At 28.0% G+C, this 15,284-nt stretch carries 24 protein-coding genes; 15 read left to right on the top strand and 9 right to left on the bottom strand.

Annotation, left to right across the window (positions count from 1 at the left end; genetic code table 11):
• Nucleotides 1-2: 2 nt before the first annotated feature.
• The 3 genes from dcd to Q0X98_RS02130 all read right to left on the bottom strand — a co-directional run bounded on the left by dcd (nucleotide 3) and on the right by Q0X98_RS02130 (nucleotide 1,755).
• Nucleotides 3-557 (bottom strand): dCTP deaminase, encoded by a 555-nt coding sequence (gene dcd, locus Q0X98_RS02140; protein ID WP_297680964.1) that lies wholly within the window; start codon nucleotides 555-557, stop codon nucleotides 3-5.
• 97 nt (nucleotides 558-654) lie between these two features.
• Entirely contained in the window at nucleotides 655-855 is a 201-nt protein-coding gene (locus Q0X98_RS02135; protein WP_297680962.1) for a hypothetical protein, read from the bottom strand.
• Nucleotides 856-1,032: 177 nt separating this feature from the next.
• On the bottom strand, nucleotides 1,033-1,755 hold the full coding sequence (locus Q0X98_RS02130) for a VTT domain-containing protein (protein WP_297680960.1): 723 nt from the start codon (nucleotides 1,753-1,755) through the stop codon (nucleotides 1,033-1,035).
• Nucleotides 1,756-1,847: 92 nt separating this feature from the next.
• Here Q0X98_RS02130 and rpmH point away from each other — a divergent pair, with 92 nt between their 5' ends.
• From rpmH to Q0X98_RS02065, 13 genes are read left to right on the top strand one after another with little or no spacing between them, the layout of a single operon-like run.
• Nucleotides 1,848-1,988 (top strand): 50S ribosomal protein L34, encoded by a 141-nt coding sequence (rpmH, locus tag Q0X98_RS02125; protein WP_008545591.1) that lies wholly within the window; start codon nucleotides 1,848-1,850, stop codon nucleotides 1,986-1,988.
• 4 nt (nucleotides 1,989-1,992) lie between these two features.
• Nucleotides 1,993-2,118 carry a hypothetical protein gene (locus Q0X98_RS02120; protein WP_297680956.1) on the top strand — a complete coding sequence of 42 codons (126 nt, stop codon included), beginning with the start codon at nucleotides 1,993-1,995 and terminating at the stop codon, nucleotides 2,116-2,118.
• Nucleotides 2,108-2,335, top strand: a complete 228-nt coding sequence (rnpA, locus tag Q0X98_RS02115) for a ribonuclease P protein component (RefSeq protein WP_297680954.1) — start codon at nucleotides 2,108-2,110, stop codon at nucleotides 2,333-2,335. Before Q0X98_RS02120 ends, rnpA begins: the two co-directional genes overlap by 11 nt.
• Entirely contained in the window at nucleotides 2,335-2,586 is a 252-nt protein-coding gene (yidD, locus tag Q0X98_RS02110) for a membrane protein insertion efficiency factor YidD (protein ID WP_297680952.1), read from the top strand. The genes rnpA and yidD overlap by 1 nt, the downstream gene beginning before the upstream one ends.
• A 55-nt stretch (nucleotides 2,587-2,641) precedes the next feature.
• Nucleotides 2,642-3,025 (top strand): membrane protein insertase YidC, encoded by a 384-nt coding sequence (gene yidC, locus Q0X98_RS02105; protein WP_320415262.1) that lies wholly within the window; start codon nucleotides 2,642-2,644, stop codon nucleotides 3,023-3,025.
• Complete coding sequence (gene yidC / locus Q0X98_RS02100) at nucleotides 2,979-4,265, top strand: membrane protein insertase YidC (protein WP_297680950.1); 1,287 nt, start codon at nucleotides 2,979-2,981, stop codon at nucleotides 4,263-4,265. The genes yidC (Q0X98_RS02105) and yidC (Q0X98_RS02100) overlap by 47 nt, the downstream gene beginning before the upstream one ends.
• The gene (locus tag Q0X98_RS02095) at nucleotides 4,265-4,573 is read left to right on the top strand and encodes a hypothetical protein (RefSeq protein WP_297680948.1); all 309 of its coding nucleotides are present in this window, start codon (nucleotides 4,265-4,267) and stop codon (nucleotides 4,571-4,573) included. Before yidC (Q0X98_RS02100) ends, Q0X98_RS02095 begins: the two co-directional genes overlap by 1 nt.
• Complete coding sequence (gene argB, locus Q0X98_RS02090) at nucleotides 4,554-5,132, top strand: acetylglutamate kinase (RefSeq protein WP_320415261.1); 579 nt, start codon at nucleotides 4,554-4,556, stop codon at nucleotides 5,130-5,132. The genes Q0X98_RS02095 and argB overlap by 20 nt, the downstream gene beginning before the upstream one ends.
• Complete coding sequence (locus Q0X98_RS02085; RefSeq protein WP_297680946.1) at nucleotides 5,129-5,800, top strand: pyrimidine 5'-nucleotidase; 672 nt, start codon at nucleotides 5,129-5,131, stop codon at nucleotides 5,798-5,800. The genes argB and Q0X98_RS02085 overlap by 4 nt, the downstream gene beginning before the upstream one ends.
• A 22-nt stretch (nucleotides 5,801-5,822) precedes the next feature.
• Complete coding sequence (gene dapD / locus Q0X98_RS02080) at nucleotides 5,823-6,653, top strand: 2,3,4,5-tetrahydropyridine-2,6-dicarboxylate N-succinyltransferase (protein WP_297680944.1); 831 nt, start codon at nucleotides 5,823-5,825, stop codon at nucleotides 6,651-6,653.
• 4 nt (nucleotides 6,654-6,657) lie between these two features.
• Nucleotides 6,658-7,815: a succinyl-diaminopimelate desuccinylase gene (gene dapE / locus Q0X98_RS02075; protein ID WP_297680942.1), complete on the top strand. Its 1,158-nt coding sequence runs from the start codon at nucleotides 6,658-6,660 to the stop codon at nucleotides 7,813-7,815.
• Nucleotides 7,812-8,741, top strand: a complete 930-nt coding sequence (locus Q0X98_RS02070; RefSeq protein ID WP_297680940.1) for a histone deacetylase family protein — start codon at nucleotides 7,812-7,814, stop codon at nucleotides 8,739-8,741. Before dapE ends, Q0X98_RS02070 begins: the two co-directional genes overlap by 4 nt.
• A gap of 30 nt (nucleotides 8,742-8,771) precedes the next feature.
• On the top strand, nucleotides 8,772-9,263 hold the full coding sequence (locus Q0X98_RS02065; RefSeq protein WP_297680938.1) for an SET domain-containing protein-lysine N-methyltransferase: 492 nt from the start codon (nucleotides 8,772-8,774) through the stop codon (nucleotides 9,261-9,263).
• On the opposite strand, the gene truA is transcribed toward Q0X98_RS02065, so the two are convergent.
• From truA to Q0X98_RS02040, 5 genes are read right to left on the bottom strand one after another with little or no spacing between them, the layout of a single operon-like run.
• On the bottom strand, nucleotides 9,243-9,983 hold the full coding sequence (gene truA / locus Q0X98_RS02060; protein WP_297680936.1) for a tRNA pseudouridine(38-40) synthase TruA: 741 nt from the start codon (nucleotides 9,981-9,983) through the stop codon (nucleotides 9,243-9,245). The two genes, Q0X98_RS02065 and truA, sit on opposite strands and share 21 nt — an antisense overlap.
• Entirely contained in the window at nucleotides 9,984-10,907 is a 924-nt protein-coding gene (gene fmt, locus Q0X98_RS02055; protein WP_297680934.1) for a methionyl-tRNA formyltransferase, read from the bottom strand. It abuts the gene before it with no gap.
• A gap of 3 nt (nucleotides 10,908-10,910) precedes the next feature.
• Nucleotides 10,911-11,426, bottom strand: a complete 516-nt coding sequence (def, locus tag Q0X98_RS02050) for a peptide deformylase (RefSeq protein ID WP_297680933.1) — start codon at nucleotides 11,424-11,426, stop codon at nucleotides 10,911-10,913.
• 23 nt (nucleotides 11,427-11,449) lie between these two features.
• Nucleotides 11,450-13,213 carry a hypothetical protein gene (locus tag Q0X98_RS02045; RefSeq protein ID WP_297680931.1) on the bottom strand — a complete coding sequence of 588 codons (1,764 nt, stop codon included), beginning with the start codon at nucleotides 13,211-13,213 and terminating at the stop codon, nucleotides 11,450-11,452.
• Nucleotides 13,188-13,370: a hypothetical protein gene (locus Q0X98_RS02040; RefSeq protein ID WP_297680929.1), complete on the bottom strand. Its 183-nt coding sequence runs from the start codon at nucleotides 13,368-13,370 to the stop codon at nucleotides 13,188-13,190. Before Q0X98_RS02040 ends, Q0X98_RS02045 begins: the two co-directional genes overlap by 26 nt.
• A 57-nt stretch (nucleotides 13,371-13,427) precedes the next feature.
• On the opposite strand from Q0X98_RS02040, the gene Q0X98_RS02035 reads away from it, so the two are divergent.
• Together Q0X98_RS02035 and aroB are read left to right on the top strand one after the other, a co-directional pair.
• Nucleotides 13,428-13,940 carry a shikimate kinase gene (locus Q0X98_RS02035; protein ID WP_297680927.1) on the top strand — a complete coding sequence of 171 codons (513 nt, stop codon included), beginning with the start codon at nucleotides 13,428-13,430 and terminating at the stop codon, nucleotides 13,938-13,940.
• Nucleotides 13,927-15,033, top strand: coding sequence for a 3-dehydroquinate synthase (gene aroB, locus Q0X98_RS02030; RefSeq protein WP_297680925.1), 1,107 nt, complete (start codon nucleotides 13,927-13,929; stop codon nucleotides 15,031-15,033). The genes Q0X98_RS02035 and aroB overlap by 14 nt, the downstream gene beginning before the upstream one ends.
• On the opposite strand, the gene Q0X98_RS02025 is transcribed toward aroB, so the two are convergent.
• Nucleotides 15,022-15,282: a BolA family protein gene (locus Q0X98_RS02025; protein WP_297680923.1), complete on the bottom strand. Its 261-nt coding sequence runs from the start codon at nucleotides 15,280-15,282 to the stop codon at nucleotides 15,022-15,024. The genes aroB and Q0X98_RS02025 overlap by 12 nt on opposite strands.
• Nucleotides 15,283-15,284 lie beyond the last annotated feature (2 nt).

Here is a 15,284-nt window from a genome sequence, read left to right as displayed (position 1 = left end):
AACTATACTTTAGGTAACGTTACCCCAGTTTGGCCCATATATTTTCCATCCCGATCAGCATATGTCACTTCTGGTTTTTCATTTCCTTTTAAAAAGATAAATTGTGCAACCCCTTCATTTGCATATATTTTTGCAGGCAAAGGCGTGGTATTAGAAAACTCAAGCGTTACATACCCTTCCCAACCTGGTTCTAGAGGCGTAACATTTACAATAATTCCACATCTTGCATAAGTAGATTTACCCAGACAAATAACCAATACATCATCTGGAATTTTAAATTTTTCAACCGTTCTTGCTAAAACAAATGAATTGGGTGGAATAATACATTCTGATGTATTTTTGGTTACAAAGTTTGTTGGTTTAAAATTTTTTGGATCCACTATTTCTGAATTTACATTTGTAAAAATTTTAAACTCATCAGAAACTCTTGCATCATAACCAAAAGAAGACAATCCATAAGAGATGCTATTTCCTCTGACTTGTTTTTCTTCGAAAGGAGAAATCATTTCCTCTTCTTTGGACATTTTTCTTATCCACTTATCTGATAATACTGACATTATTTAGTTTTCTTCTTTGTCTTCTTTTGAAAAAGTTTTCTTTTTTTTAAATTTTTTCTAAGAGCTAAGCTTAAACGCTCATTTTTTTCTTTAGAATTCATTCTTTATCTGGATTAGTAAGGAAATCTAATGTGATAGGTTTAGAGGCATCTAAAGTTTTTGGCTTAGGCTCCTCTACTTTTGGTCCTTCTTTAGCTAAACGTTTAGCTTTTTTTTCAGCAAGCTTCTTTTCTCTTTTAGCTTGCTTCTCCATAAGCTTATTTCCTTTAGTGGATTTATAATCGTAATGAATTCCCATAAAATTTTCCTCAAGTAGATATAAAGCATATTCATCAAAAAATTAAGGCAATATTTTGAAAAAAATGCTTTATTATCAGTAAATATTATTTTGATCATAAGCTCCTATAGATAAATGGTATATCAAGTCATTGGTAATGACTAATTCCCTGGTCAGTACAGGGTGGGAGCACCAAAATTAATTTTTGTAGAAAAGTTTTCTTAAAAAAATTGATAATATAATTAATCCAAAAAAAGCTAAAATTGGCAAATAAATATCTGCTGAAAAAATAATATCTGTTATTCCTGGAACTTCTGAATTTTGATCAATAACTTTTTCTAAACCACTACCAATAGAAACAGCTAAGAAAATTTGAGGTATAATTCCAATCAATGTTGCAAAGAAAAAATTATTTACTTTTACATTAAAAAGAGTGGGTAAAAGACAGCTTAACTGCCAAGGTATTCCTCCTATAAAACGATATATTAACAAATAAATAAATTCAGATTTTTTAAATTTTTGTTCAAGATTTTGAAATTTATTTAAAAATTTTTCTCTAATTAATTCTTTTAAAAAATAATTACCAAATAAATATATAAAAGTTGCACCAATACTTAATCCTAAAACAACAAGGAATGTTCCAATCCATTTTCCAAAAATAAATCCACCCATCAATGCAACAGGAGAACCAAATCCTAAAAATGGAAACACCCACAATATCGTTAGTCCTAGAAAAATTATTGATAGTAAAAATAAATTTGAATTTTTAAGTTCAAAAAAATAAGATCTATTTTCTCTGATAAAATCATAAGACGTTAATTCCTGAAGGCTAAATTTTGAAAAGAAAAAATATAAAAATAAACAAATAGCTGTAAGATAAAATAATCCTATAAATAATTTAATTTTTTTAGCTTTTTCCATTAAATACAATGCTAATTATATAATCTTCTATTTGCTATTTATATATTTAGTTACTATAAAGGGCGAAAATTAATAAATTTTAACCACATTTTATGAAGCGAACATACCAACCATCTAACGTTAAACGAGCCAGAAAACATGGTTTTAGATCAAAAATGAAGACTAAGGGTGGACAAAAACTTTTAGCTAGACGAAGAGCAAGAGGAAGAAAATCGTTAACTGTATCAGTCTAGATAAATGAAAAGCAAAATACTTGCTCTTTCAAAAAACGAAGAATTCAAAAATCTATTAAAACAAAAAAAAATTTCTAACAAATATGTTACGATTTTTTTTGGCAAACTAGCTAACAAAGATGATCAGTAAACTTAATATTAGTTTTGTGACTAAAAAGAAAATTGGGAATGCGGTAAAAAGAAATAAAATTAAACGTAGATTAAGAAATATTCTTAATGAAGCAGTTAAAAAAGTAACATTAAAATTTAACTATTCATATCTTGTTATTGCTAAGTCAACTATGTTAAACAATGAATACAAAAATATAAAAGAAACTCTATTTCAGGATTTAGAAAAAATTAAATAATGAACATTTTCACAAATATTTTAATTAAATTTATAAAAGGCTATAAATTCCTAATTAGTCCACTACTTGGTCAATCATGCAGATATTTACCAACTTGCTCAGAATACAGTATAGAGGCTTTAAAAGAATTTGGTCTAGTTAAAGGAAGTTTCATGAGTTTAAAAAGAATTTTATCATGCCATCCAATAAAGTTTTTAGGAGGTGGAGATGGTTTTGATCCTGTTAAAAAAGAAGTGAAAGCAAAAAAATAATGGATACTAAAAACGTAATTGCAGCTATTTCTTTATCGGCAGCAGTAATAATTTTATATTCACTTTTTTTTGCCCCACCACCAGATTACTAAAGAACAATTGGCAGAAAAAAATAAAACTGAGACAAAATACAGATGCGCCAAGTTTAGACCAAAAAGAAACGGTAACTGAAATAACAAGAGAAGAGGCTTTAAACCAAAGTAAAAGAATTCAATTTGAAAACCAAAATATAGTTGGTTCAATTTCTTTAAAGGGTGCTGCAATCGATGACTTAACTTTTAAAGAATATAATGTCGCTTTAGAGAGTGATGAGAAAGTTAAACTTTTATCACCAAGAAACACTAAAGATGGGTACTTAATAGAAAGTGGATTTATAACTACAGATAAAAATATTGATATTCCAAATTCCAATTCTGTATGGTCAGTATCTAGGAAATAATAAACTAACTAACCAATCCCCTGTTAAATTATCCTGGACTAATAATCAGGGAATTACTTTTGAAAAAGAGATAGCTTTAGATGATAAATTTTTATTCTCAGTCAAACAAAAAGTAATCAATTCTACAAATAAAGAGTATGATTTCTATTCATATGGACAAATAATTAGAAAGCAAATTCCTGATATATCAAATTTTTATATTCTTCATGAAGGACTTTTAGCAACCTTAGATGATGAGCTAATTGAAGAAGATTATGATGATATCCAAGAAGAAAAGTTTTCAAGAACCTCACAAAAAGGATGGCTAGGAATTTCTGATAAATTTTGGATTACTTCATTAATACCCCCAAGCGGTAAAGAATTTAAAACTACATTTGATTACAAAGATAAATTTCGAGCAAATTTTGTAGCAACTGAGCCTCTTGAACTAAAGGGAAATTCCAGCATAGAAGATAAGATGCAAATAATTGTTGCAGCAAAAAGAGTAGATGTAATTGATGGATATGCAGAATCTTTAAATATAGATAAATTTGATTTAGCAATTGATTGGGGTTTTTTATATTTTATCACTAAACCTTTATTTTATGGGATAGATTACTTCTTTAAATTACTTGGAAACTATGGTCTTGCAATTATTGCAATAACGATTTGTATTCGACTTGCATTCTTCCCACTTGCAAACTTTTCATTTAGAAGCATGGCAAAAATGAAAGCTCTCCAGCCTGAAATGGTGAGACTAAAAGATCTACATAAAGATGACAAAATGAAATTGCAGCAAGAAATGATGGCACTTTATAAAAAAGAAAAAGTAAATCCTATGTCTGGATGCTTACCTATACTAGTTCAAATTCCAGTATTTTTTGCATTGTACAAAGTATTGTTTGTAACAATTGAAATGAGACAAATGCCATTTTTTGGATGGATACAAGATTTATCAGAAAGAGATCCTACGTCACTTTTCAATTTATTTGGTTTATTGCCTTATGATGTTCCTTCATTTTTAATGATTGGTGCTTGGCCTATTGCAATGGGTGTATCAATGTTTATTCAGCAAAAACTTAATCCTGCTCCAACAGATCCTATGCAGGCAAAAATATTTATGTTCTTTCCACTTTTCCTAACAGTAATACTGGCACCATTCCCTGCAGGATTAGTAATTTACTGGACTGTTAATAATATTTTAACAATGGCTCAACAAGTGTTCATTATGAAAAGAACTACTATTAAAACAGCCACTTAATGTTGGAAGTCAAAGAAGAAGAGTTAAAAAAAATCCTACCATCTGATGGTCCCTCAATTGATGAAGTAAAAAGATATCTAGAAAAGTACAACGATGAATATATTGTTATTAAATGTGGTGGAAGTGTTTTAGTCGATCAAAACTTATTTAATATTTTTATAAAAGATATTACAACATTAAATAAGTTAGGTTTCATTCCTATAATTGTTCATGGTGGAGGTAAAAGAATAAGCAATAAATTAAATGAGCTTGGAATAAAAAGCGAATTTATTAAAGGACTTCGAGTTACTGGAAAAGAAACTAATTGAAGTAGTTGAGAAAGTTTTAATAGAATTTAATCAAGAAATAGTTGAGGCCCTTGAAAAACAATCTTGTAATAGTGAAACAATAAACTCCAAAATTAATAATATTATTGGTGCAATTAAAGAAAATGATGAATTAGGATTTGTTGGAACACCAACTAAAATTGATCAATCTATTATTGATAAAATTGTAAACGATAAAAAAGTTCCAGTAATTGCGCCATTGGGCTTAGATGAAAATAACCAAACTTATAATATAAATGCAGACACAGCAGCTGGCTCTATTGCAAAAAAAATTGCAGCAAGGAGATTGATTATTATGAGTGATGTTGAAGGTGTTTTGGATAATAACCAAAAACTAATTACAGAAATTAACTCGACTTCAATCAAGGAATTAATTGAAAATGAAACCATTACTGGAGGCATGATACCTAAAATTAACAATTGTTTAGATGTTGCAAGTAATGGAGTTAAAGGTGTAGTAATTATTGATGGTAGAAAAAACCATTCTATTCTTTTTGAACTATTATCAGATAAAGGATCGGGAACCTTGATAAGACAATGAAAGATTTAATCGATATAAAATATTGGATATTTGACCTAGATAACACTCTTTATAGTGGTCAAACTCAGGTTTTTTCTGAAGTAGATAAAAAAATGTCTTCTTTCATCTCTGAAAAATTTAATGTTGATCTTGTAAAAGCAAAAGAAATTCAAAAAAAATATTTCTATGAATATGGGACAACACTCTCAGGCCTAATGAATCATGACAATATTGATCCAAAAGAATTTTTAGAATTTGTTCACGATATTGATATTAGCTGGTTGCCAAAAGATAAAGTTTTAAGAGAAGAGCTGATTAAGATAAAAGAAAAAAAGATTATTTTTACTAACGGATCTCATGCTCACGTTGAAAATGTTACAAAACAACTTGGTATTGATGGATTATTCGATGGAGCCTTTGATATCACCGATGCAAATTATGTGCCAAAACCACATTTAGATCCCTATCAAAAATTGATTAAAAAATTTGATTTAGATCCAAATCAATCAATTTTAATTGAAGATATCGCTCACAACTTAGAACAAGCTAAAAATTTAGGAATGAAAACTTGTTGGTTGGAAAATGAAGAAACTTTTGCTAAAAAAGACTCGGACAAACCATATATAGATTATAAGATTAAGAACTTGCCTTCTTTTCTTCAAGAAATTAATATATTAAAGAACAATTAAATTAACTATCTAAATAAAAAATATGAGTGATATCGAAAAAATAATAAATGATGCGTGGGAAAATAGAGATAACGTAAACCAAGATTCTGAACAAAGTTTAAAAGATACCATCAATCAAATGATTGATGATTTAGATAGTGGTAAAGTTAGAGTTGCGGAAAAAATTAATGGGGAATGGGTTACCCATCAACATATTAAAAAAGCTATTATGTTAAGCTTTAGAATTTATCCAATGGAAAATTTAAATGGACCTTATAGTAGCTGGTACGATAAAGCTCATTTATTAAAAGGTAAGACAGCTGGTTGGACAAAAGAAGATCATGAAAAAGCTGGATTTAGAATGGTACCCAACTCTCCAGTTAGAAAAGGATCTTTTGTTGGTAAAAATGCAGTGCTAATGCCATGCTATGTAAATATTGGAGCATATATCGATGAAGGCACTATGATGGATACTTTTAGTCGTGCTGGTAGTTGTTGCCAAATTGGAAAGAATTGTCATATCTCTGCAGGAAGTGGAATTGGCGGAGTGTTAGAGCCAGCCCAAGCATTACCAACTATTATTGAAGACAATTGTTTTATTGGAGCAATGTCAGAAGTTGTTGAGGGTGTTATCGTTGGAGAAGGATCTGTTTTAAGTATGGGAATGTACATAGGTCAATCTACTAAAATAGTAAATAGAAAAACTGGAGAAATAACTTATGGAAAAATTCCTCCTTATTCTGTGGTAGTACCTGGATCATTACCTGACAAAAATAATGCCTCTGCCCCATCTCTTTATTGTGCAGTCATTATTAAACAGGTTGATGAAAAAACAAGATCTAAAACTTCTGTAAACGATCTTTTGAGAGAATAGATTTATGGCTTCAATTAATGAACTTCAATTAGCTAAGGAGCTAATTAAATTTCCAACAGTAACACCTATTGATGCTGGAATAATGAAGTTTTTAGAAAAAAAACTTAAAATACTTGGATTTAAAACTAAAATTTTAGAGTTTAAAGAGAAGAACAGCAAACCAGTAAAAAATCTTTACGCAAGACTTGGTAATCAAGGTCCAAATTTCTGTTATGCAGGTCATCTAGATGTTGTGCCTGCTGGAAATTTAAAAGAATGGACAGTAAACCCATTTAAACCCTCTGTTAAAAAAGGACACTTAATTGGAAGAGGTGCTAATGATATGAAAAGTTCGATCGCAGCATTTGTCTCTGCAGTGAGTAATTTTGTTGATAATAAAAGAAAATTTAATGGTTCTATTAGTCTTTTAATTACAGGAGATGAAGAAGGAGCAGCAATCAATGGGACTAAAAAAGTAGTCGATTACTTAAAAAAGAAAAAAGAAAAAATAGATTTTTGCTTAGTGGGTGAACCTACAAATCCAAATAAATTAGGTGAAATGATTAAAATAGGGCGAAGAGGAAGTATGACTGGTAGACTTTCAATTATAGGTGTTCAAGGTCATGTAGCATATCCGCAAAGAGCAAATAATCCATCAACTGCACTTGTGCAAATTTTAAATGAACTAAAAAAGATTAAATTTGATAATGGCACAAAAAATTTTCAACCTACAAACCTTGAAATTACTAAAATAGATATTGATAATTCTGCAGATAACGTAATTCCAGGCTTGGCTAATGCTAAATTTAATATTAGATTTAATAACAAACACACCTCAAGTTCTATAAAAAAGAAAATTGATAGAATTATAAGAACAATAAGTTTAAAAAATAAATCAAAATATAAAATTGACTATAGTGTTTCTGGAGAAGCATTTCTTACAAAACCAAATAATACAACTTTTATGATTAGAGATATCATTAAAAAAATTACAAAAATTAAACCTCAATTGTCAACAACTGGTGGTACTTCTGACGCAAGATTTATTAGAAAAATAGCTCCCTGTTTAGAATTTGGTTTGGTAGGTAAAACAATGCATAAAGTAGATGAGGCTGTTTCATTGTCAGACTTAAAAAAACTTACTTTGATCTACTCAAATATTTTACAAAATTATTTTAAGTGAAAACAGGTCTAGTTACCTCTGATACTTATCAAAATCATAACACAGGCGAAGGACATCCAGAACAAATAGATAGAGTTACAGCTATTATTGATAACTTTAAAAAAATTGATAACAAAAAATTAATTTGGAAAAAACCAGCAAAATTTGATCAATCCTTTTTAGTTAACACACATTCTTCTAGATATATTGATCATGTAAGTAAATCATTTCCAGAAAATGGCTTGGCTTTTCTTGATGGAGACACGGTTGTCTCGCCCGGAAGTAAAGAGGCAACAAAAGATGCTGTGGGATCAATAATTACAGCTATAGATGGTGTTCAACAGAAAGAATTTAAAAATGCTTTTTGTGCTGTAAGGCCACCTGGGCATCATGCAGAAAAGGATAAGGCAATGGGATTTTGTATATACAACAATGTTGCAGTTGGCGCTAACTATCTAATTGAAAAATATAATTATAGTAAAGTTGCAATTATTGATTTTGATGTTCATCATGGAAATGGAACTCAAGATATTTTTTATGATAATAAAAAAGTGTTATATATTTCAACACATCAATATCCTTACTATCCTGGATCTGGTTCTGAAAAAGAAACAGGTAAATTTAATAATATTTTAAATATACCGCTTAAAGCTGGCACTACTGCTGAAGAATACCTAAACGCATATGAAAATGTTTTAAAAAAATTGAAAGAGTTTAAACCTGAATTTTTATTATTTTCTGCGGGTTTTGATGCCCATATTGATGATCCATTAGCCCAGCTAAGGTTGAGTTCAGAAGATTTTTATCATTTAACAAAAAGGACATTAGAAATTTCTAAATCAATGTGTAATGGAAATGTGGTCTCAATTCTTGAAGGTGGCTATGACCTTAAAGCTCTTCAAGATAGCGCTAAAAGACATGTGGATGCTTTGATAGAATTTAATTGATAATTCAAATATAAACTCTAAAAAACTTGTATGAAAGCTTATAGAATTAAAAAGTCAGACATCGATAAAAAAGGTAGAGGTCTATACGCTACTAAAGATATTAAAGAAGGTACAAAAATAATAGATTACATAGGTAAATTGATCACCAAAAAACAAACGGAAGAGTCTGATAAATACGATAATAGCAAACCTATATATTTATTTACAATCAATAACAAATACGACCTTGATGGTGATTTTTCATGGAATACTGCAAGATTAATAAATCATTCATGTAGTAATAATTGTGACTATGATGGTAAAGGTTTGAAATTATGGGTGAAAGCTATAAGAGATATTAAAAGAGGTGAAGAACTTACTTGTGATTATGGTTTTGGTTATGATGAAAATTACAAACAATTTCCGTGTAAATGTAAATCTAAAAATTGTTGTGGGTATATAGTAAGAGCAGAGTCAAGATGGCGAATTAATAAAAAATTTGCCATGAAAAACAAAAATAAATTAATAAATAACTCTCATTAAAAAAAGGCCCTCAGGTGGAGCTGGTGGAGCACAAAGAATTCTTCTCTTCGATTTAAAAACTTTATTAAATTTTTTTAAATCCCATTTTTTTTCACCTAAATATTTTAAACAACCAACCATAGATCTGACCTGTTGTTGTAAAAAAGATTGTGACTTAAATTCTATTTCTATTCTATTTTTTGATGATTTAATTTTCACTGATTTGATTGTTTTAATAGGACTTTTTGCATGGCAACTTGAAGATCTAAAAGTAGAATAATCATGAGTTCCAACTAATTTCTTAGCTCCTTTTTTAATTAAATCTAAGTCTAATTGTTTTCTTACGTGCCATCCTCTCTTTTTTTCAATTACAGGAGCACTTATCTGATTAAAGATTATATATTTATAAATCCTTTGTTTTGCAGAAAATCTCGAATGGAATTTATTACTTCTTTTTCTTATTTTTTTAATAGCCACACCTTTATCATTTAAAAAATGATTAATTGATTTTAAAAACTTTGTTAAATCTATAATCTCATTTTTACTATCAAAATGACCAGACTGTTCAATGGCATGTACACCAGTATCAGTTCTGCCTGAACCATTTAAAATTATTTTTTCTTTTAGAAGTTTTGTGAGTTTTTCTTGAATAAGTCCTTGAATAGTCGATCCTTTTTTTTGAATTTGCCACCCTCTAAAATCTGTGCCCACATATTCAATAAGTAATTGATACCTGGCCATTTATATAATTGCACCTTTTTTTATTTGCGAACCAAGCATAAATTCACCAATATTTTGAGGCTTTTTTCCTTGTCTTTGGATCTCTTTAATCTTTACTGTTTGCTTGTCACCACAAACAACCTCTAAGTAATCAGAAACAATTTCCCCTGGCTTTCCAATCCCATTACCAATATCCGCTTTTAAAATTTTGTATCTTTCACCTTTGTATATAAAGAAAGCACCTGGCACAGGATATAAACCATTTATTTTTCCAATAATAATTCTTGCTTCATCATTCCAATTAATTTCACCTTCAGCTTTTTGAATTTTAGATGCATACGTTGCTTTTGAATGATCTTGATCAATAAAACTTGCTTTATCCTCCAAAATATTATCCACATTATCTAATATCTTCTCAGCTGCTATTAATGATAGTTTGTCAGCTATATCACTTGCATTTAAATCATTTTCTAAATTTATTTTATAAGTATTGCAGACTGGGCCTGTATCAAGTTGTTCAGCTATTTTCATAACACTAATACCTGTTTCTTTATCAAGATTCATTATTGATCTTTGTATGGGCGCTGCACCTCTCCATTTTGGCAATAAAGATGCATGGATATTAATAAATCCCTTTTTAGTTAAACTTAAAAATTCTTTAGGAATGATTTGTCCATAAGCAACAACTATTGCAAGATCAGCCTCTATACTTTTAAAGTAATCATATTCTTCACTATTATCTTTTAAATATTTTGGAATTCTAAAATCTAAACTTAACGTTTCGGCAATCCCTTGTATGGGTGATTTATTAATTTTTTGTCCACGTTGTGATTTTTGAGGAGGTTGTGTATATACGTCTGATATTGGATAACCATTTTGATACAATGATTTTAAAATAGGCACAGCAAACATTGGTGTACCCATGAAAACTATCTTTTTTGCCATCAATTAAATTACTGCGGTATTCGATTTTAATTTAGATAGCTTTTTTATAATCATGGATCTTTTTAATTTTGATAGATAATCAATAAATAATATTCCCTCTAAATGATCCATTTCATGCTGAATACATGTTGCAAGCAAGCCTTCAGCTTTCAACAATTGTTTTTTCCCATTATAATCAAGATATTCTACTTCACATTTACTGGGTCTATCTATTTCTGCAAATTGTTCTGGTACAGATAAGCACCCTTCTTCATGTGTTTTTTTAATTGGATCTTTATTTACAATAACTGGATTAACAAAATATCTAGGTTCTCTTTTTTCATCTTTAGCTATATCCATTACAATAATTCTTTTTGGGATACCTATTTGAATTGCTGCAAGACCTATGCCATTAGCATCATACATCGTTTCCAACATATCATCCATTAGATCTTGTTCTTCCTTACCAACATTATCAACAGGTTTTGAAATCTGTCTAAGTATTTTATTTGGTTCGGTTACTATAGTTTTCACAGTCATTACAGATTATTTTATTATAATTTCTAAACTTTTAAAGGAAGAATTTTTAACAAAAGTTTATTTCTAATTAAATCAGTATTTAATTGGTTAAGTGTATTAATTATAAAATAAACTGTATCATCATCTATATCTTCAATTTTTTCTGGTCCAATAACTTCTGTAATTCTTAGTAATGCAGCTCCAATTTCCTCATTATCAATCATTTTTTGAATATCTAAAGGCATCTCTGATTTATTAATTGTATATAAATTTTTATATTTTTTTGGGATCTCAATTCCATCTGATTTTAAAGCCTCAAGAAAAATTATATCTTTTTTGGATAGAAAGTATTTTTTATCTTTTTTTATCTTTTTTAAAAACTTATTTAAATCTTCTTCAATTTTTGATTTTGCATAATCTCCATTAAAGTAATTTATCAATTTAGATTGGTGTAATACTTTGTTGTTATATTTAATTTTTTTATTAATGATTTTATCATTTGTCGCATGTTGTTTATAAAAAGTAGTAAAATTTGAAGGGACATCTGCTTCATCAATCTCTTTTAATAATTTTTTGAGCTCTTCATCAAAAGCGTTTCCTATACCTTCAGACTCAAAAATATCTTTTAGGATTTTTATTAATTGAAGTTTTAGTTTTGGCTCTTCTGATAAAAGTAATCTTTGATACACTAAAGCTTTACCTTCGATGGAAGAAAGAGATTTATAAGACTCTTTTGTATTTAAAAGCTGATTTATATTAAATTGAAATCTTAGATAAAATTCAAATAACTTTTCTTCTGAATAATTTTTATCATGTGTGGCTCTTTCAATGGTTGAAATTTTTTCTATATCTGTAATTTCTACATCTTGAATTTTATATAATAAGTTAGATGATGATAAATACTTCCATATCAACTTGGGCGTATCTTTGTTTGGTTCATATGCAAAATCTGGATTTGTTCGATGAGCTAAATGAAAATCTAAAATAGAATTTTCCGAAACATCCTTATTCGCTTCATCTAAATATCCAAATAAATAATTAATCTTATTTTCATAGTATTCATTTTCAAAACCTAGTTCTTTTTTTAAGTCTAAAATTAATTGAGCTTCCTCATTTTTTCCATAATTAATTAAACAGTATAAATTAAATCTTGATAAATACTCATTTTCTAAAGGTTCTTTAATTTTAGAAAAGATTTCACATGACTTCTTAACATCCGATTTAGATAAATATCTATCAACTATATATTTCATGAGTTCTGGATGTTGGTTTGAAATTTGATTCTTAATAAGATAATTTTCAATTAATTCTAAATCAGAATTTTTAATAAGCCATCTTGTTTTGAATTCAATAAAATCTTTATCTGTAATATTTTGATCTGGATAATAAGCATTTGTTAATAATGAAATATTTAAAATTTCAGAAGCATCTTTTGAAAGATCATGCCTATCAATATTTTTAAAAAGCTTTTTTAATGTTGAACCATCAGAATTTGTCCACATATCTATACTTAAGCCATAATCTTGTGGATCATACAAACCTGCTATTTTTATCGTTTTAGATGTTAAATCACTGTCCAACATTATAGAGTCCTGATTTTTATCAACTTGCATTTTATAAATATTACTTTGAAATTTTTTTTCAGAGTTTCCTGAGGATAAATTTTCTTCTGAAATAGTCTCAGTTTCTTGCTTATCTATATTCCAAATATCTACAGGTTTTTCTTCTGCAGTTGAAAATAAAGGTAACAGTAGAGAAATAATTATAATTGATAAATTTTTCTTATTTAACAATTTTAAAATTTTCATTTGGAATAATTTTTTCTATTTCTTTTTTTGGAGCTGGAAAATCAACTTTACTTATAAAAAAAGCAACTCCCAAAATAACTGCAAGACTAATTATGGTTTTAATAATTATACCAATGATATTGGCTTTGCCTGAACTTGTATTTTGATTGAATTGCATATAGTTTTAATTAATTTCAAATTAAGACATATTTGTGTTTTTTCAATAAAGAAACTTATGAAATCAAAAGAAAATCTTGTATTTTTAGGTATGATGGGATCTGGAAAGAGCTCTATTGGTTCGCTAGTTGCAAAAAAATTAAAAGTTGAATTCATAGACGTAGATAAGGAGGTTGAAAAAGAGTTGGGTGTATCGATATCAAAAATATTTGAAACAAAAGGTGAAGATTATTTCAGAAAATGTGAGGAAAAAATAACTCTTAGAGTATTAAAAACGAATTCAATTGTGGTATCTCTTGGTGGAGGGGCATTTGTGAACAAAGTTATTAGAAAAGAAATTCTCAAAAACCATGTTTCTTTTTGGCTAAACTGGAATCATGAAATATTATTAGATAGAATTAAAAATAGCAAAAAAAGACCCCTCGCTTTCAATGCAACAGAAAATGAATTGATTGATTTAATAAAAAAACGATCTAACATTTATTCTAAAGCATTATATGAAATTAAATGTGATAAAATGTCTAAAAGTGAAATTGTTAAAAAAGTTTTAAGTAATTATGAAGCTCACTAAATTAAAAATTAATACCAAAACTCAAAAATATTCAATTATTATTGGTTCTAATTTAGTAGCCAATGTATCGAAAATTTTAAAAGAAAACTCAATTAATTTTAAACAATGTTTACTCATTATTGACAAAAATATCTCTAAGCAATTTATTTCAAAGATAAAAAAATCTCTTCATACAAAAAAAATTTATGTTCATTTTTTTAAAGCAAATGAAATTAACAAGAATTTTGGTAGTGTTAATAAAATCTTAGATACCTTACTTGACAAAAATTTTTCAAGAGAAGATTGCGTTATATCTATCGGAGGAGGAATTACAGGTGATATAAGTGGTTTTGCAGCTAGTCTATTTAAAAGAGGATTAAAATTTATCAATATTCCAACCACTCTATTATCTCAGGTCGACTCATCGATTGGTGGAAAAACAGGGGTAAACTCTAAATATGGAAAAAACTTAATCGGAAGTTTTTATCAACCCAACTTAGTTATATCAGATGTTAAATTTTTAAAAACATTACCAAAAAGAGAATTAATTTGTGGTTATGGTGAAATTTTAAAACATTCATTAATAGCTAATAAAAGTTTTTATAATTTTTTAGATAAAAACAGTGATAAAATTTTAAAACTTTCATCTCCATTTATTGAAAAAGCTATATACGAAAGTTGTAAAATAAAAAAAAATGTCGTGGAGAAAGATGAAAACGAAAAAGGGCTAAGAAAAATATTAAATTTTGGTCATACATTTGCTCATGCTTATGAAGCTTCTTTAGGTTATTCAAAAAAACTTAATCATGGTGAAGCTGTAATACTTGGTATGCAAAGTGCATTAAATTTTAGTTTAAAAAATAATTTAATTCAAAAAAAAGACTGTGACTCAATCTTAATGCATATTTCAAAAGCAAATTTGCCATCAAAAATAAAAAAATTTTTTAAAATTAAAGATTTAAAAAAAATATTATCTTTTATGACTAAGGATAAAAAAAACAATTCACATAAAATTAATTTAGTTTTACTAAAAAAAATAGGACATCCAATTATTAATAGAGAATACGAAAAAAATAATTTGTCTGAGTTTCTAAAAAGTGAATTAAGAAATTAATATTTGTATTGAGTGAATACACTCTTTTAATTCTTTATCCAAAATTTTATAGATTTTTTTATTACTTTCAATTCTATTCAAGGCCTTCAATTCACTTGAAATCAAAATAATTTTCAAATGATACTTCCCCTCTTGATTGCCTGAATGATTTTTATGAAGAAAAGACTTATCCTCTATTTCAATACTGCCAATATCAATTTGATCAGTAAGTTTCTTTTTTACAATTGCAATTAACTCATTTATATCCATAA

This window comes from uncultured Candidatus Pelagibacter sp., from assembly GCF_943788075.1.
GTDB lineage: Bacteria > Pseudomonadota > Alphaproteobacteria > Pelagibacterales > Pelagibacteraceae > Pelagibacter.
Note: the sequence above shows the minus strand (reverse complement) of the source record. Positions and strands in the feature narration are given on the sequence as shown.

Coding starts and splice junctions, on each gene's coding strand:
- dcd (WP_297680964.1), bottom strand. CDS start 557: ATGTCAGTATTATCAGATAAGTGGATAAGAAAAATGTCCAAAGAAGAG.
- Q0X98_RS02135 (WP_297680962.1), bottom strand. CDS start 855: ATGGGAATTCATTACGATTATAAATCCACTAAAGGAAATAAGCTTATG.
- Q0X98_RS02130 (WP_297680960.1), bottom strand. CDS start 1,755: ATGGAAAAAGCTAAAAAAATTAAATTATTTATAGGATTATTTTATCTT.
- rpmH (WP_008545591.1), top strand. CDS start 1,848: ATGAAGCGAACATACCAACCATCTAACGTTAAACGAGCCAGAAAACAT.
- Q0X98_RS02120 (WP_297680956.1), top strand. CDS start 1,993: ATGAAAAGCAAAATACTTGCTCTTTCAAAAAACGAAGAATTCAAAAAT.
- rnpA (WP_297680954.1), top strand. CDS start 2,108: ATGATCAGTAAACTTAATATTAGTTTTGTGACTAAAAAGAAAATTGGG.
- yidD (WP_297680952.1), top strand. CDS start 2,335: ATGAACATTTTCACAAATATTTTAATTAAATTTATAAAAGGCTATAAA.
- Q0X98_RS02095 (WP_297680948.1), top strand. CDS start 4,265: ATGTTGGAAGTCAAAGAAGAAGAGTTAAAAAAAATCCTACCATCTGAT.
- Q0X98_RS02085 (WP_297680946.1), top strand. CDS start 5,129: ATGAAAGATTTAATCGATATAAAATATTGGATATTTGACCTAGATAAC.
- dapD (WP_297680944.1), top strand. CDS start 5,823: ATGAGTGATATCGAAAAAATAATAAATGATGCGTGGGAAAATAGAGAT.
- dapE (WP_297680942.1), top strand. CDS start 6,658: ATGGCTTCAATTAATGAACTTCAATTAGCTAAGGAGCTAATTAAATTT.
- Q0X98_RS02065 (WP_297680938.1), top strand. CDS start 8,772: ATGAAAGCTTATAGAATTAAAAAGTCAGACATCGATAAAAAAGGTAGA.
- truA (WP_297680936.1), bottom strand. CDS start 9,983: ATGGCCAGGTATCAATTACTTATTGAATATGTGGGCACAGATTTTAGA.
- fmt (WP_297680934.1), bottom strand. CDS start 10,907: ATGGCAAAAAAGATAGTTTTCATGGGTACACCAATGTTTGCTGTGCCT.
- def (WP_297680933.1), bottom strand. CDS start 11,426: ATGACTGTGAAAACTATAGTAACCGAACCAAATAAAATACTTAGACAG.
- Q0X98_RS02045 (WP_297680931.1), bottom strand. CDS start 13,213: ATGAAAATTTTAAAATTGTTAAATAAGAAAAATTTATCAATTATAATT.
- Q0X98_RS02040 (WP_297680929.1), bottom strand. CDS start 13,370: ATGCAATTCAATCAAAATACAAGTTCAGGCAAAGCCAATATCATTGGT.
- Q0X98_RS02035 (WP_297680927.1), top strand. CDS start 13,428: ATGAAATCAAAAGAAAATCTTGTATTTTTAGGTATGATGGGATCTGGA.
- aroB (WP_297680925.1), top strand. CDS start 13,927: ATGAAGCTCACTAAATTAAAAATTAATACCAAAACTCAAAAATATTCA.
- Q0X98_RS02025 (WP_297680923.1), bottom strand. CDS start 15,282: ATGGATATAAATGAGTTAATTGCAATTGTAAAAAAGAAACTTACTGAT.